General features: G+C 69.8%; 25 protein-coding genes and 1 pseudogene. 12 read left to right on the top strand and 14 right to left on the bottom strand.

Going from position 1 to position 22,986, the window contains the following annotated elements:
• Positions 1 to 76: 76 nt before the first annotated feature.
• Together NV263_RS17270 and NV263_RS17275 are read left to right on the top strand one after the other, a co-directional pair.
• Positions 77 to 895, top strand: a complete 819-nt coding sequence (locus NV263_RS17270; RefSeq protein ID WP_263247337.1) for a MurR/RpiR family transcriptional regulator — start codon at positions 77 to 79, stop codon at positions 893 to 895.
• On the top strand, positions 861 to 2,195 hold the full coding sequence (locus NV263_RS17275; protein WP_263247339.1) for an MFS transporter: 1,335 nt from the start codon (positions 861 to 863) through the stop codon (positions 2,193 to 2,195). The genes NV263_RS17270 and NV263_RS17275 overlap by 35 nt, the downstream gene beginning before the upstream one ends.
• A 9-nt stretch (positions 2,196 to 2,204) precedes the next feature.
• Here the strand turns inward: NV263_RS17275 and NV263_RS17280 are convergent, their stop codons facing one another.
• Positions 2,205 to 2,339 (bottom strand): hypothetical protein, encoded by a 135-nt coding sequence (locus NV263_RS17280; RefSeq protein ID WP_263247340.1) that lies wholly within the window; start codon positions 2,337 to 2,339, stop codon positions 2,205 to 2,207.
• 118 nt (positions 2,340 to 2,457) lie between these two features.
• On the opposite strand from NV263_RS17280, the gene NV263_RS17285 reads away from it, so the two are divergent.
• The 4 genes from NV263_RS17285 to NV263_RS17300 all read left to right on the top strand — a co-directional run bounded on the left by NV263_RS17285 (position 2,458) and on the right by NV263_RS17300 (position 5,668).
• Complete coding sequence (locus tag NV263_RS17285; RefSeq protein ID WP_263247341.1) at positions 2,458 to 2,760, top strand: hypothetical protein; 303 nt, start codon at positions 2,458 to 2,460, stop codon at positions 2,758 to 2,760.
• On the top strand, positions 2,757 to 3,767 hold the full coding sequence (locus NV263_RS17290; RefSeq protein WP_263247342.1) for a CobW family GTP-binding protein: 1,011 nt from the start codon (positions 2,757 to 2,759) through the stop codon (positions 3,765 to 3,767). The genes NV263_RS17285 and NV263_RS17290 overlap by 4 nt, the downstream gene beginning before the upstream one ends.
• On the top strand, positions 3,764 to 4,810 hold the full coding sequence (locus tag NV263_RS17295; protein WP_263247343.1) for a WD40 repeat domain-containing protein: 1,047 nt from the start codon (positions 3,764 to 3,766) through the stop codon (positions 4,808 to 4,810). Before NV263_RS17290 ends, NV263_RS17295 begins: the two co-directional genes overlap by 4 nt.
• Before the next feature lie 504 nt (positions 4,811 to 5,314).
• On the top strand, positions 5,315 to 5,668 hold the full coding sequence (locus tag NV263_RS17300) for a nuclear transport factor 2 family protein (RefSeq protein WP_263254466.1): 354 nt from the start codon (positions 5,315 to 5,317) through the stop codon (positions 5,666 to 5,668).
• A 24-nt stretch (positions 5,669 to 5,692) separates the two neighbouring features.
• Here the strand turns inward: NV263_RS17300 and NV263_RS17305 are convergent.
• Positions 5,693 to 6,172, bottom strand: a pseudogene (locus NV263_RS17305) (IS5 family transposase); the annotation flags it as partial.
• Between the two features lie 266 nt (positions 6,173 to 6,438).
• The gene (locus tag NV263_RS17310) at positions 6,439 to 7,029 is read right to left on the bottom strand and encodes a TetR/AcrR family transcriptional regulator (protein ID WP_263247344.1); all 591 of its coding nucleotides are present in this window, start codon (positions 7,027 to 7,029) and stop codon (positions 6,439 to 6,441) included.
• Between the two features lie 114 nt (positions 7,030 to 7,143).
• Between NV263_RS17310 and NV263_RS17315 the strand changes: the two genes are divergently transcribed.
• From NV263_RS17315 to NV263_RS17330, 4 genes are all read left to right on the top strand, one after another.
• Positions 7,144 to 7,362 carry a hypothetical protein gene (locus NV263_RS17315; protein WP_263247345.1) on the top strand — a complete coding sequence of 73 codons (219 nt, stop codon included), beginning with the start codon at positions 7,144 to 7,146 and terminating at the stop codon, positions 7,360 to 7,362.
• Between the two features lie 201 nt (positions 7,363 to 7,563).
• A complete protein-coding gene (locus tag NV263_RS17320; RefSeq protein ID WP_263247346.1) occupies positions 7,564 to 8,370 on the top strand; it encodes a hypothetical protein in 807 nt (268 codons plus the stop codon).
• On the top strand, positions 8,367 to 8,765 hold the full coding sequence (locus tag NV263_RS17325) for a hypothetical protein (RefSeq protein WP_263247347.1): 399 nt from the start codon (positions 8,367 to 8,369) through the stop codon (positions 8,763 to 8,765). Before NV263_RS17320 ends, NV263_RS17325 begins: the two co-directional genes overlap by 4 nt.
• Before the next feature lie 159 nt (positions 8,766 to 8,924).
• Positions 8,925 to 10,127, top strand: a complete 1,203-nt coding sequence (locus NV263_RS17330; protein WP_263247348.1) for an acyl-CoA dehydrogenase family protein — start codon at positions 8,925 to 8,927, stop codon at positions 10,125 to 10,127.
• Positions 10,128 to 10,170: 43 nt separating this feature from the next.
• On the opposite strand, the gene NV263_RS17335 is transcribed toward NV263_RS17330, so the two are convergent.
• On the bottom strand, positions 10,171 to 10,755 hold the full coding sequence (locus tag NV263_RS17335) for a TetR/AcrR family transcriptional regulator (RefSeq protein ID WP_317630334.1): 585 nt from the start codon (positions 10,753 to 10,755) through the stop codon (positions 10,171 to 10,173).
• On the bottom strand, positions 10,673 to 11,068 hold the full coding sequence (locus tag NV263_RS30590) for a phenolic acid decarboxylase (protein WP_317630335.1): 396 nt from the start codon (positions 11,066 to 11,068) through the stop codon (positions 10,673 to 10,675). Before NV263_RS30590 ends, NV263_RS17335 begins: the two co-directional genes overlap by 83 nt.
• 51 nt (positions 11,069 to 11,119) lie before the next feature.
• Here NV263_RS30590 and NV263_RS17345 point away from each other — a divergent pair, with 51 nt between their 5' ends.
• Positions 11,120 to 11,599, top strand: a complete 480-nt coding sequence (locus NV263_RS17345; RefSeq protein WP_263247350.1) for a YbaK/EbsC family protein — start codon at positions 11,120 to 11,122, stop codon at positions 11,597 to 11,599.
• A 130-nt stretch (positions 11,600 to 11,729) separates the two neighbouring features.
• Here NV263_RS17345 and xylB read toward each other — a convergent pair whose 3' ends face one another.
• Positions 11,730 to 13,139, bottom strand: coding sequence for a xylulokinase (xylB, locus tag NV263_RS17350; protein ID WP_263247351.1), 1,410 nt, complete (start codon positions 13,137 to 13,139; stop codon positions 11,730 to 11,732).
• 14 nt (positions 13,140 to 13,153) lie between these two features.
• Entirely contained in the window at positions 13,154 to 14,314 is a 1,161-nt protein-coding gene (xylA, locus tag NV263_RS17355) for a xylose isomerase (RefSeq protein ID WP_263247352.1), read from the bottom strand.
• 279 nt (positions 14,315 to 14,593) lie between these two features.
• Between xylA and NV263_RS17360 the strand changes: the two genes are divergently transcribed.
• A complete protein-coding gene (locus tag NV263_RS17360; RefSeq protein ID WP_263247353.1) occupies positions 14,594 to 15,763 on the top strand; it encodes an ROK family protein in 1,170 nt (389 codons plus the stop codon).
• A 279-nt stretch (positions 15,764 to 16,042) separates the two neighbouring features.
• Here the strand turns inward: NV263_RS17360 and NV263_RS17365 are convergent, their stop codons facing one another.
• The 7 genes from NV263_RS17365 to NV263_RS17395 form a co-directional block, all read right to left on the bottom strand.
• Entirely contained in the window at positions 16,043 to 16,942 is a 900-nt protein-coding gene (locus tag NV263_RS17365; protein WP_263247354.1) for an AraC family transcriptional regulator, read from the bottom strand.
• A 2-nt stretch (positions 16,943 to 16,944) separates the two neighbouring features.
• Positions 16,945 to 18,033 (bottom strand): NAD(P)-dependent alcohol dehydrogenase, encoded by a 1,089-nt coding sequence (locus NV263_RS17370; RefSeq protein WP_263247355.1) that lies wholly within the window; start codon positions 18,031 to 18,033, stop codon positions 16,945 to 16,947.
• Positions 18,034 to 18,047: 14 nt separating this feature from the next.
• The gene (locus tag NV263_RS17375; RefSeq protein ID WP_263247356.1) at positions 18,048 to 19,328 is read right to left on the bottom strand and encodes an MFS transporter; all 1,281 of its coding nucleotides are present in this window, start codon (positions 19,326 to 19,328) and stop codon (positions 18,048 to 18,050) included.
• Positions 19,329 to 19,568: 240 nt separating this feature from the next.
• A complete protein-coding gene (locus NV263_RS17380; RefSeq protein ID WP_263247357.1) occupies positions 19,569 to 20,051 on the bottom strand; it encodes a cupin domain-containing protein in 483 nt (160 codons plus the stop codon).
• A gap of 16 nt (positions 20,052 to 20,067) precedes the next feature.
• Positions 20,068 to 21,099 (bottom strand): Rrf2 family transcriptional regulator, encoded by a 1,032-nt coding sequence (locus NV263_RS17385; RefSeq protein WP_263247358.1) that lies wholly within the window; start codon positions 21,097 to 21,099, stop codon positions 20,068 to 20,070.
• A 90-nt stretch (positions 21,100 to 21,189) separates the two neighbouring features.
• Positions 21,190 to 22,155, bottom strand: coding sequence for an ABC transporter substrate-binding protein (locus tag NV263_RS17390; RefSeq protein ID WP_263247359.1), 966 nt, complete (start codon positions 22,153 to 22,155; stop codon positions 21,190 to 21,192).
• A 16-nt stretch (positions 22,156 to 22,171) separates the two neighbouring features.
• Complete coding sequence (locus NV263_RS17395; RefSeq protein ID WP_263247360.1) at positions 22,172 to 22,984, bottom strand: class II aldolase/adducin family protein; 813 nt, start codon at positions 22,982 to 22,984, stop codon at positions 22,172 to 22,174.
• Between the last annotated feature and the right edge of the window lie 2 nt (positions 22,985 to 22,986).

Genomic DNA, 22,986 nt, shown 5'->3' on the forward strand with positions numbered 1-22,986 from the left:
CTCGCTTGACAGATATTCATTCATGCCTACTGTTTCATGAAACTATTCATTCGTTGATCTGGCAAGGAGGTACCGGGTGACCCGGTCGCTGCACGACCTGCTCGCCACGCACCGGCTCACCCCGGCGCAGCGGAGGATCGCCAGCTACCTGGCCGCTCACCCCACCGTCGCGGCGGCGCTCAGCAGCACGGAATTGGCGCGGTATGCCGGGGTCAGCCAGCCGTCGGTGACCCGGTTCGTCGCACTACTCGGTTTTGACGGCTACGCCGAGTTCCGCCGGTACCTGCGTGACTCGGCCGCCGATGCGCCCGCCACCGGCAACAAGTTCCAGGCCGGAGTCGACGCGGACATCCGGCGTCTGAACGCGCTGCGCGAGCAGCTCGCCGACGACGCGCGCCTGCTCCGGCTCGGTGCCAGCCTGGTGGAGTCGGATCCCTTGGTGGTACTGGGAAATCGGGTATCCGCCGCCCAGGCCGCATCGTTCGGCTACCTCGCCGCGAAGATCCACCCCGACGTCCGAGTGCTGACCGACGCCGGCAGCGTGCTCGGCGACCACCTGCGGCACGCCCACCGGTGTGGTGCACGGGTGGTGGTCGTGTTCGCGCTTCCCCGCTACCCACGGGAGAGCCGGGACTCCTTGGTGCAGGCCAAAGAACTCGGCCTGCGCAGCGTTCTGATCACGGACAAGCCGGTGTCGTTGTTGACGCCGGACGCCGACGAGGTGCTCAGCGCCGGTGTCGGCTCGGAGTTCGTGTTCGACTCCCACGCCGCGGTCACCTCACTGACCGTGGCGCTGGTCGAGGCGATGGCCGACGCCGCCGGCGCGGCCGCGCAGAAGCGATTGGAGGCGTTCGAAGACTATGCCGCCCGCCAGGAGCTCTTCCTCCCCGACTGACACCACCGTTACCGCATTCGACGACGTCCCACTCAATCGTTTCCATCTCCGGATTACCGCGCTCACATTCTGCGCCAACTATTCCGACGGCTACGAGCTTGGCATCATCAGCATCGCCCTGCCGGTGATCGCCGGCCAACTGGGTTTCGGCTCGGTATGGGAAGGGCTGCTCGGCGCGTCCGCGCTGCTCGGGATCTTCGTCGGGAGCATCGTGGTCGGCTGGGCCGCCGACCGCATAGGCCGGCAGCGCCTGTACATGTTGGACTTCCTGCTGATCGCGGTCGCCTCGGCCGCCGAATTCTTCGTCACCGCCCCGGCACAGTTGTTCGTGTTGCGCCTGCTCATCGGGATCGGAATCGGGGCTGATTATGCGCTTGGCCCCACATTGGTCGCCGAGTTCGTGCCGCGCCGTTACCGCGGTAAACTGCTGGCTTCGTTGACCGTCCTGTGGACCGTCGGTTATGTGGTGGCCTTCTTCCTCGGCAACTACATGGTCTCACTCGGCGGCGAGTCCTGGCGCTGGCTGCTGGCCACGAGTTGCCTGCCCGCGATCGCGGTCGTGCTGCTGCGCATCGGGGTCCCGGAATCCCCGCGCTGGCTGTTGGCCCGGGGCAAGGTCGATCAGGCGCGCGCGGTCGTCCGCCGGCTCGGTGGTGACGAGCACAGTCTCGACTCACTCGTCGACGCGGACTCCGGCCGGCGCACGGCCCGCTACCGGGAACTGTTCGGGCGTCGCCACTGGCGCAACACCGCCTTCGGCGCGATTTTCTACAACGCCCAAGTCATCCCGTACTTCGCGATCTATACCTTCCTGCCGCTGGTCCTCAAGATGGGCGTGGGGCAGGAAGACACGTCCAGCGACGGCTTGCTCAACCTGTTCCTGCTCGCCGGAAGCCTCGGCGGGCTCTGGCTGGTGGCGAAGATGACCCGGCGCGGGCTGATCATCTGGTCGTTCGCCATGCTCGCCGCATCCCTGGCGCCGATGGCGGTCTGGCCGGACGCACCCACGGCGCTCCTGTTCCCGCTGTTCCTGATCTTCACCTTCACCATGTCCGCGGCCGTCAACCTCGACCAGGTCTATCCGCCCGAACTGTTCCCCACCGACCTGCGCAGCTCCGGCGTCGGCCTACTCAACGGTCTGAGCCGCGTCGGCTCCGCCATCGGTACCTTCCTGCTGCCGCTCAGCCTGGACTCACTCGGCTTCTCGCCGACCATGCTCGCGCTCGCCCTCGTGCTGGTCGCCGGGCTGGTCACGGCCGTGCTGTGGGCACCGGAAACCAAGGACGCCGCGCTGCGCTAGGGCCTGTCCTCAAAGCCAGGTGGTGAGGGTGGCCAGGTCTTGGAGCCGTCGGACACCGGCATGGAACCGCTTTGCGTTGGCGGTGAATTCCTGCGTTTTCGCCGGTTGCAGCGTGCCCAGGTCGACCGCGATCTGATCGGCCACCGCATCACCGATCTCCTGCGCGACGCCAGCGCGACCTCGTGGCCGCACCCCACGCGGCGTAATGAAAATGATTGTCGTTATCATCTAGGCCGAGTTCAGAAGAGACCTGCGAGGTGCGATGAACGAAGCGCTGGACCGACTACTAGGCCGATCGAACCGGCCGGACTCCGCTCGCGCCGATCGCGCGGGCGAGATCGCGGACCTGGTGCACACCACACTCGGCCTCGACCAGCAGGCGGCGGTAACGGTGCAGGAACTCGCCTGCGCCGAACCTGGGTGCCCACCGATCGAGACCAAAATCGCCGTGCTAGGCGCAACACCAAGGCGCTGGACGATCCACGCCCCTCTGTCCGAAGTGGATGACGAGACCGTCCGCCAGACCCTGACCGACAACCCCGACGGGGAGAACACGCCGCGATGAACGACACCGACAACCGCGTACCGGTCACCGTGCTCACCGGATTCCTCGGATCCGGCAAGACCACCCTGCTCAACCGAATCCTCACCGAGAACCACGGCAAGCGGATCGCCGTGATCGAGAATGAGTTCGGCGAGGTCGGCATCGACGACGGGCTCGTGCTCGACGCCGAAGAAGAAGTCTTCGAGATGAACAACGGCTGCATCTGCTGCACCGTCCGCGGCGACCTGATCCGCATCCTCGGCGCGCTGCTCAAACGCAAGGACCGCTTCGACGCCATCCTCATCGAGACCACCGGCCTCGCCGACCCCGCCCCGGTCGCACAGACCTTCTTCGTCGACGACACTCTGCGCTCCCAGCTGCGCCTGGACGCGATCGTGACCGTCGTCGACGCCAAGCACATCACCCAGCACCTCGACGACGACAAGCCCGAAGGCACCGAGAACGAAGCGGTCGAGCAGCTCGCCTTCGCCGACCGCGTCGTTCTCAACAAGACCGACCTCGTCGATGCGGCGGATATCGAAACCGTCCGCAAGCGGATCCAGGCCATCAACGCCGGCGTGCGGATCCTCCCCGCGCAGCGCGGCGACGTCGACCTCGACGAGATCCTCGGCGTGCGGGCGTTCGACCTGGACAAGATCCTCGCCGACGAACCCGAGTTCCTCACCGACTCCGACCACCAGCACGACCTCACCGTGACCAGCGTCGGCATCGAGACCGACGGCGCGGTCAACGTCGAGAAGCTCAACGAGTGGCTGGGCGTGCTGCTCGGCGAGCGCGGCACGGATCTGTTCCGCAGCAAGGGAATCCTCAACCTCGCCGGATCGGACCAGCGCTACGTCTTCCAGGGCGTGCACATGCTCCACGACGGCAACCTCGGCGCGCCCTGGCGCGACGGCGAACCGCGCCGGAACCGCATGGTGTTCATCGGCCGCAACCTCGACCGCGCCCAACTGGAGCGGGAATTTCGCGAATGCCTGGAACCGGTCACCGCGGAGGCCACGGCATGACGACCACCGAGAACAGCTCGCTGAAACCCCGCTGGCAAGCCGACCTCGGCGAACCCGTGGTCGCGCTCGACGTCCTGCCAGGCGGCACCGGCAACCCGGACGCCGTGGTCGCCGGAGGATCCGAAGGTGCGGTCGAGGTGTTCGACCCGGACGGCTCCACGCGCTACGAACGAGATCTCGACGACGCGTTGCTAACGGTCGCAGCGAGCCCGGACGGCACCCGGATCGCCGCGCTAGGAGTGGGAAGTCGACGGCTGTGGAGCGCTACCGATGGCGCCGTCCTGCACACCGAGCAGGCCGGATGGTCGGCCTCGGCCGCCTGGGACCGCCGCTCCCAGTCGCTCGCGGTCGCCGACGGCAGGCGGGTGCGGGTGCTCGACCGCTCAGGGCGGGCCCGCTGGAACTCCGCTCCGCTTTCCAGCACCGTCACCAACGTGCTGTGGCCGCGCGGCCGCCTGCGCGTGGCGGCGTCGTCCTACCGAGGCGTGACGATCTTCGAACCCGAGACCGACCGGATCACCAACACCCTGGAAGCACCCGGCGCGATTTCCGGACTGACCGCCGCACCGAACGGCCGCTGGGTCGTAGGCGGCAGCCAGGACGCCACCCTGCACGGCTGGAAGGTCGACGACGGCTCCGATTTCCAGATGTCCGGCTTCCCTGCCACCGTCTCACACCTGGCTTTCGAAGACGGCGGTCGCTGGATGGCCTGCGAATCCGCCGAAGTCCTCACCTGCTGGGACTTCTCCGGCCGCGGACCCACCGGCCGCGCCGGGGTGGTCCTCACCGGCCACCAAACCGCCGTGACCGCCTTCGCCTGGGCACCCGGCCACCGCGCAACGCTGATCAGCGGCGACCAGGACGGCAACGTGCTGGTCTGGCGAATCACGTCATCGACCAGGCCCGGCGACGAAATCCGCCCGGCTGGTGGCCTCCGCGACGACGACCCCGTCACCGCGATCACCACCGGCCACGGCACCACCAGCCCGACCGTCCACATCGGCCGCCGATCCGGCCGCATCGACACCCTCGCCATCACCTGATACACGACCGGATCCCAGAACTGAGAACAACGGTGGGGTGAGCGCACAAGACTCGCGCTCACCCCACGGCTCCCCTGAACCGCTCGGAAAAAGGAGCGGGCGCACGCACCAACGCCCGTTGATCATGAAGAACCCCCGCACAAGATCTCTTTCTCGGTCTGGCAGCATTGCGGCTGCTTCGCCGCCTGTTTCGAGCGGCGCCGCCGGAGGATCTCGATCACGAGGAGACCGCCTTGCGGCCGGAGACAATGGGTGTGTCGTCGTCGCGGCACTACGGGGAGGGTTCGAGCTTCGCGGATTGATCAAGCTATGTCGGGTCTCCAGAGGGGTGTCCTCGACCAGCGCGGGGTACCCAAGTGATGCGCTTGGACAGCAACCGGGGCCGTCGGCCCTTGTTCTTGACAACGAATAACGAATGTCGCCACCTTGGGGGAATCAGTCGTTAGCACCCAACGGCCTGCACCGGAATCTGAGGGCAGCACTCGGCTTGCGTACCTGCTCGGCGTGCCGCTCGCCGACGACATCGAACGCCAGTGGCCCCAGATGGGCGAAGTTGTGCGCGGTCGTGAGCGCGTCGCCGCCGTCGAGGGCAACTTTCCCGATCTCACCCTCGAAGTCGGCCGGCGGCTGCATCTCGACGACGAGATCGTCGTGGTCGAATGGACCGCCAACTACGGCGACGGTCGCCTCTACCGCAACGTCACCATCGGCGAACTCCACGACGGCCAGGCGGTCCGCGTGACCGATTATTGGGGTGCACCCGCCACCACCCCCGAATGGCGCCAGGGACTTACAGACCGGCTGTCCATGCCCGGCGAGGGCATCTGGAAAGATGCCGAGCATCTCGCCAGTCACTAACAGCTCGTTCCAGAATGATGTCGTGAGTTGGCGGTAGCAGATCAGGACGCATCCGAGTTGGAGCAGTCCGAGATGGGTGTCGGCGCGTCGTTCGGAGCGCGTGCGGAGGCGTTTGAACTGGTGCAGCCAGGCAAAAGTGCGTTCCACGACCCAGCGGATCGCGCCGAGGCCGGAGCCGTGACCGGCGTTCTTGCGGGCGATATGCGGAAACGTTTCCGCTGTCTCGTAAGGATTTCCGGTGATGTTCGTAGTCGTAGCCCCGATCGCCGTAGAGCCAGCGCGGCCGTTGCCACGGCCGGCCGCGTTTGCCCCGGATCATCGGCAGGGCGTCGACAAGCGGGATCAGCTGGGTGCTGTCATGGCGGTTGCCGCCGGTGAGGGTGACGGCCAGCGGGATGCCACCGCGGTCGATGATCACGTGGTGTTTCGAGCCGATGCGAGCCCGATCGACGGGCGAGGGGCCCGTGGCCGCCCCCTTTTGAGCGCCCGCACATGCGAACCATCGTTGCGGCTTGGGCACACGCCGCGCCGGATTGTGGGGTGATCGGCTCGCCGGTGTGATAGCGCGGCGGGGCCCACCCACCGCCGCAGCACCGCGTTCCTGCGCGTGTGCTTGCAACTGCGTCATCAGCGTCGGCGACACGCGTTGCCACCCGCTGGCTTTCGCCCTCCGCGCTGTATCGCAGCCCCGAGGCCACACTGTTGGGATCTGCTGATCGAGCAGGCTGACCCGTTGCTCGACCCTTGCCGACCGATGACCACTGGCCAGGTCAACTTGGCCACAGCGCCCGGACCGCATCCGGGAACCCGGCTACCCCGCTCGGGCCGAGCAGGGCCAGGTTGAACAGGAACCCCGGCAGGATCGACAGGATCACCCGGGCTAGTACGTCCGCGGGCGCCCCCGTCCAGGTCCCGGCCTGCTGGCGCTCACGGACGAGTGCGGCCATGTCCTGACTCATGCGGACCGTCGCCGCTTCCAGGCGCTCGGCCAGCGCCGGATTGCGCAAAGCCTCGGACCAGACCATCAGCGCCACGGTCGCCAGCTGCTTGTCGTGGTGCCGCTCGATCACCGCCTCCAGCAGGTCCGCCATCACCTCACCCACGCCACGCTCACCATCAACGCGGGTCAGTGCGGTGCGCAGCACCTCGGTGACGTCGTCCAGGTTCTGGGTGGCGACGCCCACGATCATGTCCTCCTTCTTCGGGAAGTACCGGTAGACGGCGCCTGCGGACCTACCGGCCTCGGTGAACACGTCCTGCATGGACGTGCGGTGAAAGCCGTTGCGGACGAAGCACCGGCGTGCCGCCGCCAGGATCTCGGCGCGTTGGTCGTCCTTGTACTGCTGGCTCACCCGCGGCATGGGCAGTCCTTCCTCGGCAATTGACATCCGACGCCCACGAGCCTAGCTTAAAGAAAAGCGGATGTCCGTCCTCTTTTATTCGGGCCGGCCGCAGCGCTGCGAGGGAGAAGATCCATGCGACTACCACTGCTCCGCCCGGCGGACCTGACCGCCGAGCAACAACCCCTGTACCGCGCCTTCGAAGCGATGGTCGAGGCGAGGAGTACACGGGCTTCGAGGATCGGCGTTGAGGGCATCGTCGATGTCACCGTGCTGATGGGCTGGTTCACCAGTGTCGCGCTGACCCTTGCCGCCTTCGATGCGCCCTCGAACGCCGTCGGCCGCGACCAGTAACCAACCAAACGGAGGCTTGTCATGCCGATGACCCCTGTCCCCGAAGTCACCCTGACTGCAGTCGCGCATTTCCCGCAAAAGTACTTCCTGGAAAATCTCGCCGTCCGCGCCGACGGTTCGGTGCTGGTCACCGCAGTACTCCAGAAGGAACTCTGGATAGTGCCAAGCGCACCGCCGGATTCGACGGCCAGCCCGATTCTGGTGCACCGTTTCGACCACCCGATCACCGGCATTGTCGAAGTCGAACCCGACGTGTTCGTCATCAGCCTGACCGAGGGCTATACCACCCACGAATCGCATCTCGTGCGGATCGACGTCAACGGCTGGACGCCCGGTGAGCCGGTGTCACCCGAGATCATCTTCACCTTCGACGACCGGGTCCGCGCCCTCAACGGCAGCTGCCTGCTCTACCCCGGAGTGCTGGCCATCGCCGACTGCTTCGCCGGGCTGATCTGGCGGGTTGATCTGGGACAGGGCGCGCGGAGTGCGACCGCCCGGGTCTGGCTCGCCCACGACACCATGGCCGACGACCCGGACAGCGAGGTCGCGCCGCCGCCGCAGCCCGGCGTCAACGGCGTCCGCTACAGCGCGCGGACCGGCTACCTCTACTACACCTCGACCGCGCAGAAGGTCTTCATGCGCGTCCCGGTCGACCCGGCCGCGCTCGACCCGGCCGGTGGCGCCGAGTTCGTCGCCGCGATCGACAACGCCGACGACTTCTGCGTCGACGAGGACGCGGGATTCGCTTATGTCACCCGGCATCGCGCCAACACGCTCGACCGGGTGCCACTCACGCCACGGCACGGCAGCGAGGTCCGCCACCTCGCCGGCGACCCGTTCGACGAAGTTCTGGTCGGGCCGTCCAGCGCCGTCTGGGGTCGCAGCCCCGGCGACTACGGCCGGGTGATCTACGTCACCACCGACGGCGGCACCACCGCCCCGCCCGACGGGACCGTCCGCAACGCAGCGCTGCTGCGCGTCGAACTGCACGCCCAGGCCGAGCGATGAACCGCCACAACGACGTCGTCACCACCGGTGCCGTCTCCATCGAGACCTACATCGACGGCACCGGCCCCGACGTGGTCACCCTTCCGTCCTATGGCCGGGACAGCGGCGAAGACTTCAACACGTTCACCACTGCCCTGGCCGACGCGGGTTACCGCGTCCTGCGTCCCCAGCCGCGCGGCATCGCACGATCGGTGTGCGGGTGGCCGGGACGCCCCCACGCGGGGAAGAGACGAGCATGCGAGCGACGACTGCCTCTCGCCGATATCTCGATGATCTCGGGCTTGATCGTCTCGGCGGTGGCCTACTGGTCGGCCTGCCGCTCGATCGACGTGGAAGCCGAGAAGCGGCGGATCACCGAGGCCGATCGCGACATCGAAACCAACCGCGTCGAATGACCCGGTCCGCGACGAGGGCTCCGCAGACCGCTTCCGGTGCGCGGAGCCCTTCGGCGATCCGGTCCCACGCCGGGGCGTCGCTCGGAGCCTTGACGCGGAGTGGGATCAAGGGAAGACTCCGAAACCGGAACTTGCGTTCGCATTTTGTCGGAGGTCCCCATGCCCATGAACGTGTCGACCGCGGCCGGCGAGGTGGCGAGCCTGTTGCAGGCACTTCGCTCGTTGCGCCCGCAGCTCGCCGAGAACGGGGCCCGTGCCGACCGGGAGCACGCCGATCCGGGCGAGAACATGGCTCTGCTCGGGGACGCCGGGGCAGCTCGTCTGCTGGTGCCCGCCGAGTTCGGCGGGCTGTGGGAGGGCTGGACCTTCGGCGGCTGGGGACACTTCGTCAAGGCCATGACGGAGATCTCCGCCGGGGATGGCCCCACCGGGCAGAACTGGGGAACCACGGCGCTGGTGTGCCGGGAGATCTTCGGCGCCCGCGACGCCTTGCCCGAGCGGACCCGCGCGGAGATCGCCCGCCGCGTCCTCGACGAGGGCCTTCGCTTGGTGGCCTCCAACGCCGAAGCGGGTGTCGCCGGGCGGGTCACCGCGCGCGCGGTGCGCGGTGGGGTGGTGCTCAGCGGCACCAAGTCGTTCAACACCAACAGCGGCGGCGGTGGCCTGGCCAACGTCGGCTGCGTGCTGGAGGGCGGGCCCGGCGGACGCCACCACGTGCTCGTCGAGCTGTCCCATCCCGACGTCGAGCTCCACGACGACTGGGACAACATGGGCCAGCGGGGCACCTGCAGCCAGACCGTCACCTACCACGACGTCTTCGTCCCGGACGGCTGGCACTACGCCGGGGTCGATCCCGCCCCGGAGTTCGTCGGCGCGGTGATGCTGCTGCACGCCGCCCTGATGCAGGGCATCGGTGACGGCGCCCTCGACGCGATGGTTGACTACGTCCGCACCCTCAAGCGCGCAACCCTGCCCGAGTTCGCCACCGCGGCGGAGGACCCGCTCATCACGCGCCGCATCGGCGAGGTCTCCAGCCGGCTCGCAGCCTCCCGCGCGCTGCTCGACGCGACCGCCGAAACGGTCGCCCAGCTCGACAACGCCGGCGCCGAAGCCGTCTCCCAGGCCACGGTCGCCGCCATCCGGGCCAAGGTGGCCTGCGTCGAGGCGTCGTTGGCAGCGGCATCGACCGTGCACGAGGTCTCCGGCGCCCGCAGCACGTCGAACCGGTTCCGGCTCGACCGGTTCTGGCGCAACGCCCGCACCTTCGCCTCGCACGATCCGACCGACACGAAGAACGTCTACATCGGCCGGTACGAAACCTCCGGAGAACTGCCGCCGATCTCCACGCTCCTGCGGGTCTGACCGCGAGCACGTCGGCGCGACGTGGGGGCGGAAAGCGCGGCGGCTACGCGGAAACCGCCGACTCCGCAGTGGTCAAGTAGACGATCGCCATCTCGGAGAGCTGATTCGCGTACCATTCCCAGCTCCGCTCGTAACCGGGTGCCGAGTCGCGCGGCATCGACGCGCGGTGGACGCAGGAGCCGACGACCATCTGGTGCACCGCGGAGACCGCGGCACGCGGATCCTGGCGGCGCACCTCTGGCAGGAACGGCTCGGTCGCCTCCTCGAAGATCCGCTGCATCGACGCCACCGCCTGCCTGCCGCGCCCCGCCAACTCGGCAGCAGGTCTGAGCAGTTCCGGGAACGCGCGGTCGTTCGCGGCCAACGACGCCGTGATGGAGTCCACGAACGCCCGGACCGTGCTCGCCAGATCGGTGCCCGAGGCGCGGACCGACTCTTCGAGGCTCTCCTCCAGCGCCGAGAGCATGCGGTCCTTGACCGCGGCGAGCAATTCCTCCTTGCCCGCGAACCGGCGGTAGATCGCCCCCACCGAGACACCAGCGTCCTCAGCGACCGCGGCCATCGTGAACTCCTCGAACCCGTCGGCGACGAGCACCCGCTCCGCCGAGGACAGCACGCGCCGGAGCACCTCCCGGCTCCGCGCCTGCTGGGGCGGATGAGACCCCACCTGGTCCGAACGCACGCAACGATGCTAGCCACCGGGCGCACGAGCGAAGAACACGGGATGTTGACGCACCCACAGTCCGGCAGCGGCCACCGCCAGCAACCCGAGGTGCACCATCGTTCCACGAGATCTTGTAGACGTCGTCGGTGCGCTGCACCAGGTCGACCTCCTGGTCCTCGACCCAGCAGCCGCCGACCGTGCCGCTGTGGATGCGGTAGTCGATGGTGGTGGCGTGCGCGCGGATTCCGGGCCGCTGACCACTGACGTGCAACGGCATGCCACCATCGCCGACAGATGAGTGCCGAAGCGGTCCGATGGAGGCCAGTGGATGGCTGAACTGAGTCGCAGTGCTCGCGAGGTCGCCGCCGCGCTGGCGGAGCGCGGCATTGACACCACCGTGCAGGAGCTTCCCGACAGCACCCGCAGCGCCCGCGACGCCGCCGCGGCGCTCGGGTGCGAGCTCGCGCAGATCACCAAGTCGCTCGTCTTCCGCGAGGTGGCATCCGACCGCCCCGTGCTGGTGCTCGCCTCCGGCCCTGACCGAGTCGACGAGTCCAAGCTCGCGGACCTGCTCGGCGGTGCCGTCGAGCAGGCGCAGGCGGCGTGGGTCAAACAGCGCACCGGATTCGCCGTCGGCGGGGTGCCGCCACTCGGGCACACCGAACCGCTCACGACGTTCATCGACGAGCGGCTGCTGCGGCACGACACGGTGTGGGCCGCTGCGGGCACGCCCCGCGCGGTGTTTCCCGCCGCGCCGCGCGCGCTCGCCGAAGCGGCGAAGGCCGAGATCGTCTCCTTGGTTCGGTGAAAGCCTCGGCTGCGGCTCGACGCCGGCGTCCACCCCGAACGCAGCGGTGCGCTCGCACACCAGCCGGAAAGCTGTCCGCGGGCCCGTAGGCCGGCATGACGCGTTGCGGAACACGGTTCCGCAGCCGAAATCAGATGCCGTGGACGCTCCGTCGCGCCGCCCGGTAGGCGTGGCGGACCTCCGCGCCGCTGTCGACGTCGGTGGCCTCGTACGCGGTCGTGCGCAGACCCCACCGCGGCGGCGAAGCGGCGCCCGAAACCGCCCACGCGGCCTGCCGTGCCGCGCCGAGCGCGACGTACTCGGCCGGTTCCGGGACTTCCACGCCGACGCCGAACAACGACGGAGCCAGCGCACGGACCGCGCGGGAGGCGCTGCCACCACCGATCAGCAGGACGCGGCGCACCCCGGCTCCGACTTGGCGCAGCGCGTCGATGCCGTCGGCCAGGCCGCACAGCATCCCTTCCACCGCCGCGCGGGCCAGGTTCTGCGGCGTCATGTTCGTGCCGCGCATCCCGGTGAGCGTGCCCGCGGCGTCGGGCAGATCCGGGGTGCGTTCGCCCTCGAAGTAGGGCAACAGCGTCAGTCCGTCGGCGCCGGGGTTCGCCGACAGGGCCAACTCGCTCAGGCCGTCCAGGTCGGTGCCGAGCAGGCGCGCGGTGGAGGTGAGCACGCGGGCGGCGTTCAGCGTGCACACCAGGGGCAGGAAACGGCCGGTGGCGTCGCAGAATCCCGCCACGGTCCCGGTCTCGTCCGCGCACGGCTCGTCGCGGACGGAGAAGGTGGTGCCCGAGGTTCCCACGGACACGACCACGTCGCCGCTGCCGATGCCGAGGCCGAGCGCGCCCGCCATGTTGTCCCCGGTCCCCGCCGCGAGCAGGGCGCCTCCCAGCGGACCGGCGGCGACCGCTCCCGGCGACTCGGTCGGCCCGAGGACGTCCGGCAGCCGCGGGCTGCGACCGCCCATCGCCTCGGTCAGCAGGTCGGGCAGCCACCGCCCGGTTCCGGGCGAGTAGTAGCCGGTGCCGGAGGCGTCCCCGCGGTCGGTGCAGGCCCGCTCCGGCGACCCGGCCAACCGCCACGTGAGCCAGTCGTGCGGCAGGAGGACGCGGTCGACGGCGTCGGCGTTGCCGGGTTCGTGCTCGGCCAGCCATGCCAGTTTCGCGATGGTGAAGCTGGCGACGGGCACGAGCCCCGTGCGGCGCGCGAGGTCGGCGGCCCCGTGCCGGGCGACCAGGGCCCGGGCCTGCGGCGCGGACCGCGTGTCGTTCCACAGCAGGGCGTCGCGCACCGGCTTCCCGGAGGGGTCGAGGGCCACCATGCCGTGCTGCTGCCCGGCGACGGCCACGGCCTCCACCGGCGCGGAGACCCCGGCGAGGGCGTGGTGGACCGCCTGCTCGCACGCGGCCCACCACGCCTCGGGGGCGACCTCGGTGCCCTCGGGATGCGCGGCCCTGCCCTCGCCGAGGACACGACCGTCCTCGGCGTCGACCACCAATGCCTTGGTGGACTGGGTGGACGAGTCGATGCCCACGACTACCACGGTCTTGCCTCCTGTCAGCGCACACCCATGAGGTGGTCCAGGGCCAGCTGGTCGAGGCGCTCGTAGTGCATCCCGCGCGAGGCGGCCCGGTCGACGTCGAAGTCGTCCTCCGCCAACAGGTCCGCGTGGCCCTCACCGGGAGCGAGCGTAGGTGTCGCCAGTTCCGGCACGCGCGCCGCCTCCAGGGCCTCCTGGACCCGCGGGTCCGCCCGGAAGGCCGCCGCGCGCTCCCTCAGGATCAGGTAGTTGCGCATGCACCCGGCCGCCGAGGCCCAGACTCCCTCGGCGTCCTCGGTGCGCGGGGGTTTGAAGTCGAAGTGGCGCGGACCGTCGTACCCGGCCGACTCCAGCAGGTCCACCAGGAAGAACGCGTTCTTCACGTCACCGGCGCCGAACCGCAGGTCCTGGTCGTACTTGATGCCGTGCTGGCCGTTGAGGTCCAGGTGGAACAGCTTGCCCGCCCACAACGCCTGCGCGATGCCGTGCACGTAGTTCAACCCCGCCATCTGCTCGTGCCCGACCTCGGGGTTCACGCCGACCATCTCCGGGTGCTCCAGCCGTTCGATGAACGCCAGCGCGTGCCCGACGGTCGGCAGCAGGATGTCGCCGCGCGGCTCGTTCGGCTTGGGCTCCAGGGCGATCCGCAGGTCGTAGCCGCGGTCGCGGACGAACTCGCAGACGAGGTCGATGCCCTCCTTGTAGCGGTCCAGCGCCACCCGCACGTCCTTGGCCGCGTCGGTCTCCGCTCCTTCCCGACCGCCCCAGGCGACGAAGGTCCGCGCACCCAGCTCCGCGGCCAGCTCGACGTTGCGCAGCACCTTGCGCAGCGCGAAGCGCCGCACGTCGCGGTCGTTCGCGGTCAACGCCCCGTCCTTGAACACCGGGTGCGAGAACAGGTTCGTGGTCACCATCGGCACCACCACCCCGGTCTCGTCCAGCGCGGCGCGGAACCGGGAGAGGATCCGGGCGCGCTCGGCTGCGTCGCTGCCGAACGGGACGAGGTCGTCGTCGTGGAACGTGATGCCCCACGCGCCCAACCCGGCCAACCGCCGCACGGCCTGCACGGGGTCGAGCGGACTCCGCGTCGCCTCCCCGAAGGGGTCGCGCCCCTGGAAGCCGACCGTCCACAGGCCGAAGGAGAACTTGTCGGACGGCGTGGGCGTGTAGTCGTTCACTGGCGGTTCCCTTCCTTCCACAGTGGATGTCGGGAGTGCTGACATGCGGTCAGCCTCCAGGTGGTCTCGGGGGACGAAGGCCCGCACGAGGAGCACCGATGGCGCAGACCGCGGCCGCGACGTACGCCCTCGGCTGACCCGCCATGACGCGGCTCCCTCGACTCGGGAATAATATTTGTCAGAGGAAAAAACAAAATGCCTCCCGTGTCAACCCTCGCGCGGCGATGCGCGATGCTGACCAGCGGGAGGAGCCGCCGAGACCAGCGAAACGAGGAGACGGTGACCGCATCGACCTCGACGGGGCGGGATTCGGCCAGCCTGCGCCGCCACAACCTGCGGACGCTGCTGCGACACCTGCACCTGCACGGGACCACCAGCCGCGCCGAGCTGACCCGGGCCACCGGACTCACCCGCAGCGCGATCGCCGACCTGGTCGGCGAGCTGGCCGAGCGCGGCCTGGCGGTGGAAGGCGGCGGCCGTGCCACCGGCCGCGGACGACCTGCCCTGCGGGTCTCCCCCAGCGCGGACACCGCCTACGTGCTGGCCGCCTCGATCGAGGTCGAGACCCTGCGGGTCAGCCGCGTCGGGTTCGGCGGCGCGATCCTGGACGAGGCGCACGCCCCGCACCAGACCGCCGCGGGAAAGCCGGAGAACACGGTCGAACAGCTCACCGACCTGCTGACCCGCTGCCTCGCCGACGAACCACCGCTCGCGCTGGGAGTGGCCGTCCCGGGCCTGGTCCGCGCCGCGGACCAGCGCGTGGTGCAGGCCCCGAACCTCGGATGGTCCGACCTCGCCCTGCACGACCGGTTGCGGCGCGCCACGGGCCTGCCCGGTCCCGTGCTCATCGGCAACGAGGCCCGCCTGGCCGCGCTGGCCGAACACCGCCGAGGCGCGGGGCGCGACTGCAGCGACCTGGTCTACGTCTCGGCCGAGGTCGGCGTGGGCGGCGGGGTCGTCTCCGGCAACCGCGTCCTGACCGGCAACGACGGCTACGGCGGCGAAATCGGCCACATGATCACCCGCCCGGGCGGTCGCCGCTGCCGGTGCGGACGCCGAGGTTGCTGGGAGACCGAGATCGGTGCCGACGCCCTCCTCCGCCACGCCGGTCGGCGAGCACCCCGCGACCGCCACGCGGCGATCGACGACCTGCTCACCCGGGCCGACCGACGCGAGGACCGGGCCGTCGCCGCCTTCCGCTCCCTGAGCGAACCCGTCGCGGTCGGACTGGCCAACCTGACCAGCATCTTCAACCCGCAGCGGATCATCCTGGGCGGCCTGCTCGAACCGATGCTCCGCAACGCGGGAGACGACCTGCGAGCGGCCCTCGACGACCTCGGCGGCCTTCCCGAACCCCTCGAACTCGCCCCCGCCGAACTCGGCGAGCACGGACGCCTGCTCGGAGCCGCGGAAGCGGCCTTCGACCGCTTCATCACCGAACTCGACTGACGTTCGTCCACTATGGAACGAATCCGGACAACGCGTCGGATCCGGCGATCGACACTGTCAGCACCGGAGCCGCGACAGGTCCACTGCGCGACCACTGTGGACAGATCGACGCGCCCGATTCGGGAGTCCGGCCGCGAGCGGGAACAGCCACCTCCACCGCGTTGATGCCCACTCCGCAGCCCCGCCATCCTCGGTGGTGAGCCCGACCGCCACAGCCACGACACCGCCGATTCCAGCCGCAGTGGACCGCCGCGACCCCGGCGAGTCCGGGGAAGTCGGTCAGTGCTGGTCGATTCGGCGGTAGTGGGAGGGCGTGGTGCCCGTGGTGGCGCGGAACTGCCGGTTGAAGTTCGACAGGTTGGTGAAGCCCACCCGGTAGCAGATCTCCGCGACCGGCAGGTCGGTGGTGCGCAGCAGGCGCGAGGCTTCCGTGACGCGCATGCGGTTCACGGTTCGGCTGAAGCCGACACCGGTGGCCTTGGAGAACAGCCGGGAGAAGGCGTCGCGGCTCAAGCCGACCTCGTCGGCCACGTCCCGCAGGCGCATCCGGTCCGCGAGGTGGTCGGTGATGTAGCTCAGCGCCCGGTTGAACAGCTCGGTCTCCTCCACGCCCAGCCGGTAGGAACCGCCGTGGCTGTCGAGGTAGCGGCGGTCCGGCTCGGGCGACTCGGCCAGCACGCTCAACAGCTCGGCGACCGCGGCCAGGCGCCGCAGGCCGAAGGTGCCCTGCACGGCTTCCAGGGCCGCGGCGCCCTCGACCGCCGTGCGGCCGCAGTACTCGACGCCGCGGGCCGCGTCGTCCAGCAACGGTCGCAACGACTCCAGTTCCGGCAGGGTCTCGGCGGCGGCGAGGAACCGGTCCTGGTCGAGCTGCAGGACCACGTCGCGGTTGCGCACCGTTTCGGCGTCGCCGAGGTGGGAGATCCAGTTGTGCGGCAGGAAGGAGCCGATGAGGCTCAGGTGGCCTGGGCCGAACGGGCCCACGTAGTCACCGACCATCACGGTCCCGGAGGACTCGCGGACGAGGTGGATCTCCACCTCGGGGTGGTAGTGCCAGCGGGCCAGCGGGTGCGGCCAGTCGTGCTGGTGCCACCGCACGGAGCTCGACGGGTCCGGGACCACCAGTTCCCGCACCGGCGAGGCGGCTTCGCTCGTCCTGCTCCGCGCGGCGGCACCCACGGTCAGGCTCCCGCCACCCGGATCTGGATCTTGGTGTCGGTGGGTCGTGCCTCGGCGCCGCGCTCGAAGGCGGTCACGGCCTCCTCGAAGGGGTAGGTGGCGCTGATCAGAGCGCCCAGGTCCACGGCCGGGGAAGCGGCCAGTTCGATGGCCCGCGGGTAGGCGTTGGCGTAGCGGAACACCGTCTCGATGCGCAGTTCCCGAGCTTGCGCGGCGGCGACGTCCAGGGACACCGGCGACACGGGGATGCCCACGAGCACGACCGCCCCGCCGGGCGCGGGCGCCTCCCACAACGAGCCGAAGGCGCGCGGGTTGCCGCTGGCCTCGAACACCACGTCCGCGCCCCAGCCCTCGGTCGCCTCGCGCACCACCTCGGCCAGGTCCTGCTCGCCGGCGTCGACGGGGTGGATGGTCGGGTACGCCCGGAGCTTGGCGAACTTCTCCGGTGCCACGTCGGAAACGTACACGCGGGACGCGCCACTGGCCGTGGCGGCGATCGCGGTGAGCACCCCGATCGTGCCGGCGCCCACGACGGCGACGACGTCGCCGGGCGAGATCCGCGCCTTGGTCACGGCGTGCACGGCCACCGCGAAGGGCTCGATGAGCGCGCCCTCCTCCAGGGACAGCCGGTCGGGCAGCTTGTAGGTGAAGTCGGCCGGGTGGACGATCTCCGGCCGCAGGCAGCCGTGCACCGGCGGGGTGGCCCAGAACCGCACGTCCGGGTCGACGTTGTAGATGCCCAGGCGGGAGGCCCGGGAACGCGGGTCGGGGATGCCCGGCTCCATGCACACCCGGTCGCCGACGGCCAGGTGGGTGACGTCCGCGCCGACTTCCAGGACGGTGCCGGAGGCTTCGTGGCCCAGCACCATCGGGTCCTCGACGACGTAGGGGCCGATCCGCCCGTGCGTGTAGTAGTGGACGTCGCTGCCGCAGATGCCGACGGTGTGCACGCCGATGCGCACCTCGTCGGGGCCCACCCGACCCGGTCCGGGGACGGGGCGGATCCGGATCTCGTGCCGGCGTTCGAGGACGACGGCGTTCATCGTCTTCTCCTGCGTGGTCGGGTCGGTCGCGCTGGTCGCGGAGTTCATGGTCGCAGGTCCTTTCAGGCGATGTCGGCGAAGCGTTCGCGGCGCGGCAGCATCCGACCGGTCTCCGAGGTGATGCCGGGCTGGGGCGGGTGGATGAAGAAGGTGGTGATCGTGCCCAGCACCATCAGGCCGGCGAAGGCCCAGCAGACCCCGACCGGTCCGACCACCGGCAGCAGGGCCGTGGCGATGCCCGGGCCGAGGAACGTGGTCAGCCCGGAGGCGAGGTTGTGGGCGGAGATCGCCGCCCCGCGGTGCTCGGGGGCCAGTGCCGGGAAGATCGCTCCCATGGGCACGAACGCGGTGACGGACAGCGCGAAGAGCACGGCGGCCACGACCATCAGCGGGAAGCTGGCCCCGAACCACACCGGGACGTAGGCGAAGGCCAGGGTCGCGATCGCCATGCCGCCGAAACCGCACCAGCGCATCTGCCGCATCCAGCCGTAGCGGTCACCGAGCCGTCCCCACACGACGTTGGCTCCGATGGTGATGGCGTTCATGATCGCCCACAGCGTCATCCACTCGGACAGCGAGAACCACGCCTCGCCACCGATGCCGTTGGTGGTCAGGTAGAGCGGCATCAACATCGGGAAGGCGTAGAGCGTCAGGTTGCACAGCACCCGGATGACCACGGACAGCGCGATCTGCCGGTTCTCGACCAGGATGGTCACCCCGCGCAGCAGCTCCCGAGTCCGGCTCTCGCCGTCGAGCTCACGCGAGCGGTCCGCCTCGGGCGGGGCGCCGGGGACGAGGAAGGCGCACATGGCGGTACCCGCCGCCACGAAGGCCAGGGAGGCCCACAGGGTCGCGTACTCGCCGATGACCGGGACCAGCAGACTCGGCACGTAGGCACCCAGGACCCCGATGCCCAGCGAGAACGAGGCCCAGAACCACCCCATGGCCGAGGCCAGCCGACCGGGGTGCACCGACTGGGCGATGAGCACCACGAACGAGTACATGAACAGCGGGTAGGCCACGCCTCGCAGGCCGTAGATCACGATCGTGCCGAGCACGCTCCGCAGTCCCACCGTGAGGAACAGGACGTGCAGGACCATCCACAGGACGCCGCCGAGCAACATCAGGCGCCGGGCGCCGACGACCTCGGCCAGCACACCGGTTGTCCAGGCGGAGAAGGCCACCACCAGCCCGTAGACGGTGAACACGAGGCCGGCCTGGGTGGGCGAGAAGCCGTGCTCGACGAGGAAGCGGGACAGGAACGTGAGCTCAAAACCATCACCGGTCATGAACACGGCGAGCGCGAGATAGCCGAACAGCAAGCGCCGCGGCATGCCGAACATCCGGAGTCACTCCTTTGTGGACACCTATGGGGACGGCACCTGACGAGCGGGAACAAGAGCCCGAGGCGCCAGATCGCCACAAAGCTAGGTCGCCACGGCGGAGCACACTAGACGGATAAATCGGCTCGCACTGATACTTTCGTGCACCCGCCCCCGCTCCGGCCCCGGGGCCACCGGCGCACGCGGCGGACGGGAATGCCGGTCCCGGTGCCCGGTTTCGGCCGAAGCCGCCGGGATGCCTCAGTCCGCCTCCGGGCCCAGGTGGTACAGCTCGGGGAGGTTGACCACGATCGCCTCCTGGGTGCTGCGGGCGATCACCACCACCGCCGGGTCGTTCGGGTCCGGGTTCTCCTCGCGGTGTGGCACGAACGGCGGCACGAAGATGTAGTCGCCCGGCTCGGTCTTGATCCGGACCTCCTCGACGCCGTCGTGGAAGACGAACTCCGGGTGGCCGCTGACCACGTAGATCGCGGTCTCCGACTCGCCGTGGTGGTGGTTGTCCGACGACGTCGACGGGCCGACGTGCGTCTCCCCCATCCAGATCCGCTCCGAACCGACCAGGTCACCGCTGATCGCCGCGAGCCGCCGCATGCCCTCGGTCTGCGCGGTCTTGTTGTCGAGGTCGGCGGCCCGGACGTGGTGCAGCCGGGTGCGCAGCGAGCGGCGCTGCGCCTCGGGCACCGAGGTCGAGAGATCCGGGTGGAACGCGTCGTGCTGGCTCATCAGATTCCTTCCTTGCTCACCGATCGCCGACCAGCGGCAACCCGTCGAGGAACGCGCTGACCTGACGGCCGAGCTCGCGCCACACCTCGGCGCCGGGTGAACCGTTGTGCACCGAGGTGACCCCGCCTTCCACCGCTCGCACAACCTCGCCGATGGTGATCTTCTCGGCCGGCCGCGCCAGCGAGTAGCCGCCGTCGCAGCCGCGCTGGCTGGTCACCAGTCCGGCCCGCCGCAACTCGACCATCAGGTTGACCAGCGAGTTCAGCGGAATGCCCTGCCGCCGGGCGATGACTTCGCATTTGACCGGCTCGCTGCCGCTGCCGATCAGGTCGCGCAGCGCCCGCACCGAGTAGTCGGTGCGAGCCGAGATGTGCACCGGAGCGGACCTGCGGGTGCGCTGCACGGCCGGCGCCTCGGGCAGCAGCACCGCGCCCTTGCCGATCTCCTCGCAGAACAGCACGATGCGCGCGGCCACGCTCCGGTGGAACTGGTCGTTGAGGATGTCGTGCACACCGTCTTTGAACACCGCCAGCGAACTCTGCGGGTGCTTGGCCGCCAGCAAGGTCACCGGCGCGACCGGCGCGAGCGTGTCGGCGTCGCCGTGCAGCAGCAGGATCGGCACGTCGGGCAGCTGCTTCGGCGGCTCGGGGACGTCCTCGGTCAACCGGCCCCACTCGAACTCCGGATCGTTCTCCAGTAGTTCGCGGTGCACCGGGCACGACGTGCGCGCCCCGATCTCGTCGTCCCGGTCGACGGGACTCTGGCCCCGGGCGAGCGGGGTGCCCGCGAGGATCAGGCCGTCCACCTCGATCTCCAACGCGAGCGCCCACGCGCGCAGCGCCCCGACGTCAGTGCCGACCAGGAAGCGGGCCGCGCCGGGTTGGAACCACGTCTCGGGATCGGTGTCCGCTTCCGGCACCACCACGGCGTAGCCGTCGGCGGACAGCCTCCGGCCGAAGCGCTGGTAGACAGCCGGGTTCTCGCCTCTACCCGGCAGCACCACCACGGTGCCGCGGCAGGCCCCGTCCGGGGACCAAGTCCGGCTCATGTCAACTCCGTTCACAGAACTGCGGGATCAGCTTGTGCAGCGGTGCGCACCGCACGCGTCTGCCGCCACCTGCGAAGCAGCACAAGGACGTCAGTTTCCGGGGTACAGGGCCCGATCGCATGCCTTGGCCACGTCCACGTGCTTTCGCAGCACGCCCGCCCGGAAATAGCGGTCGGCCACGGCTTGCAGGTCGGCGACCACGTCATCGGTCAAGGGCCGAACCTCCTGCTTGGTCCGGGTCAGGATCTGGTGCGCCACCTGCGGTTCCAGCGACGTCAGCTTCTCGTAGACGCGCTGGTACTCCTCCGGGTGCTCGTCGCTCCACCGCCACGCCGCCTCGAACCGGCGCATTGCGTCGGCCAGCGCCACCCGCTTGAGCGGATCTGCGGCGGCCGCGGTGGACACCGACAGGATGCCGTTGCGGCCGTTGATGCCTTGGCCGTCGCGGATCACCCGGGCCCCGGCGTGCTCCGCGATCGACAGGTACGGGTCGAAGGTCGCCCAGGCGTCGATGTGCCCGGCGCTGAAACCGGCTTGCGCGTCGGTCGGCAGGCTGAAGGTGACCTGCACGTCCTGCTGCGTCAGCCCGGCTTCCTCCAGCGCGCCGAGCGCGGTGTAGTGCGAGACGCTGCCTGGCGCGGTGGAGACCACGAGGTGCTTGCCGCGCAGGTCGGCCAGGGTGCGGATCGGCGATCCCGGCGGCACGATGATCGCCGTCGACGACGGGGACGCCGCTGTCGCCACTGCGGGCCGGGCCGGCACGCCACCGGCGATGGCCTGCACCGTGGGTGCGTCGGCGGCGGTCGCGGTGTCCACGTCGCCGGAGCGCATGGCCTCGAAAAGCGGTGCCGCGCCTTGGAAGTTGGCCCAGCGGATCTTGTAGGGGGCGTCCTTGAACGCTCCGGACGCTTCCACCCTGGCGCGCAGTCCGCCCGCCTGGTCGCCGAGCACCAGAGTCACGTCGGACAGCGACTTGGGCGAGTTGTCTCCGGAGCAGCCGGCCACGGCAAGAAGCACCGCGGCCAGTACCGCCACCAGGGTTCTGCTCGTTCGCACTCTGTTGTCTCCAGTCTCAGTCGGGCAGATCCGGCTGCTCGTGCACGATCTCCTCGAAGAGCGGGGCGAACGTCACCCAACCCGGATCGCGGTGCTCCTGGTACTGCTGCCTGGTGTGCTGCGCGATCTCGTGCGGGATCAGCTGCAGCGGCCCGGCCGCCTGGGCGACGATCTGGACCTTCGAGTTCCGCTCGGCGGCGACGTACAGCGACACCGCCTCCTCCAGGCTGCGGCCAACGGTCAGCAGGCCGTGGTTGGCCAGGATGGCCAGCCGGCGCTGCCCGAGCGTCGAGGCGATCCGGCGGCCTTCCTCCAGGTCCAGCACGATCCCGGAGAAGTCCGGCACGATCACGTTGTCCTCGTAGAACTGAGCGCTGTCCTGCGTGATCGGCAGCAGCTCGGTGCCCAGCGCGGCGAGCGCCTTGCCCCAGATCGAGTGGCTGTGCGCGGCCGCGTCCACGTCGGGGCGGGCCTGGTGGATCTGCGAGTGGATGGCGAACGCGGCCTGGTTGACCGGGTGGTCGCCGTGCACGATCTCGCCGTCGTGGTTGACCAGCAGCAGCTCGGAAGCCTTGATCCGGCTGAAGGCCCGGCCGAGCGGGTTGACCCAGAAGTGGTCCGGCAGCTCCGGGTCGCGGACCGTGATGTGGCCGGCGGCGCCCTCGTTGTAGCCGAGCTTGCCGAAGATCCGCAGCGCCGCGGCGAGCCGCTGCTTGCGGAACTGACGCTCGTGCTCGACGTCGTCGAAGACAGGCCGGGCCGGGAAGCTGTTCTGCCGCGGGGAAAGGTTCCGGGCGAACTCGGATCGCCCGGTTGCGACGGTCGTCATGT

Source organism: Saccharopolyspora rosea, assembly GCF_025643595.1.
GTDB lineage: Bacteria > Actinomycetota > Actinomycetes > Mycobacteriales > Pseudonocardiaceae > Saccharopolyspora > Saccharopolyspora rosea.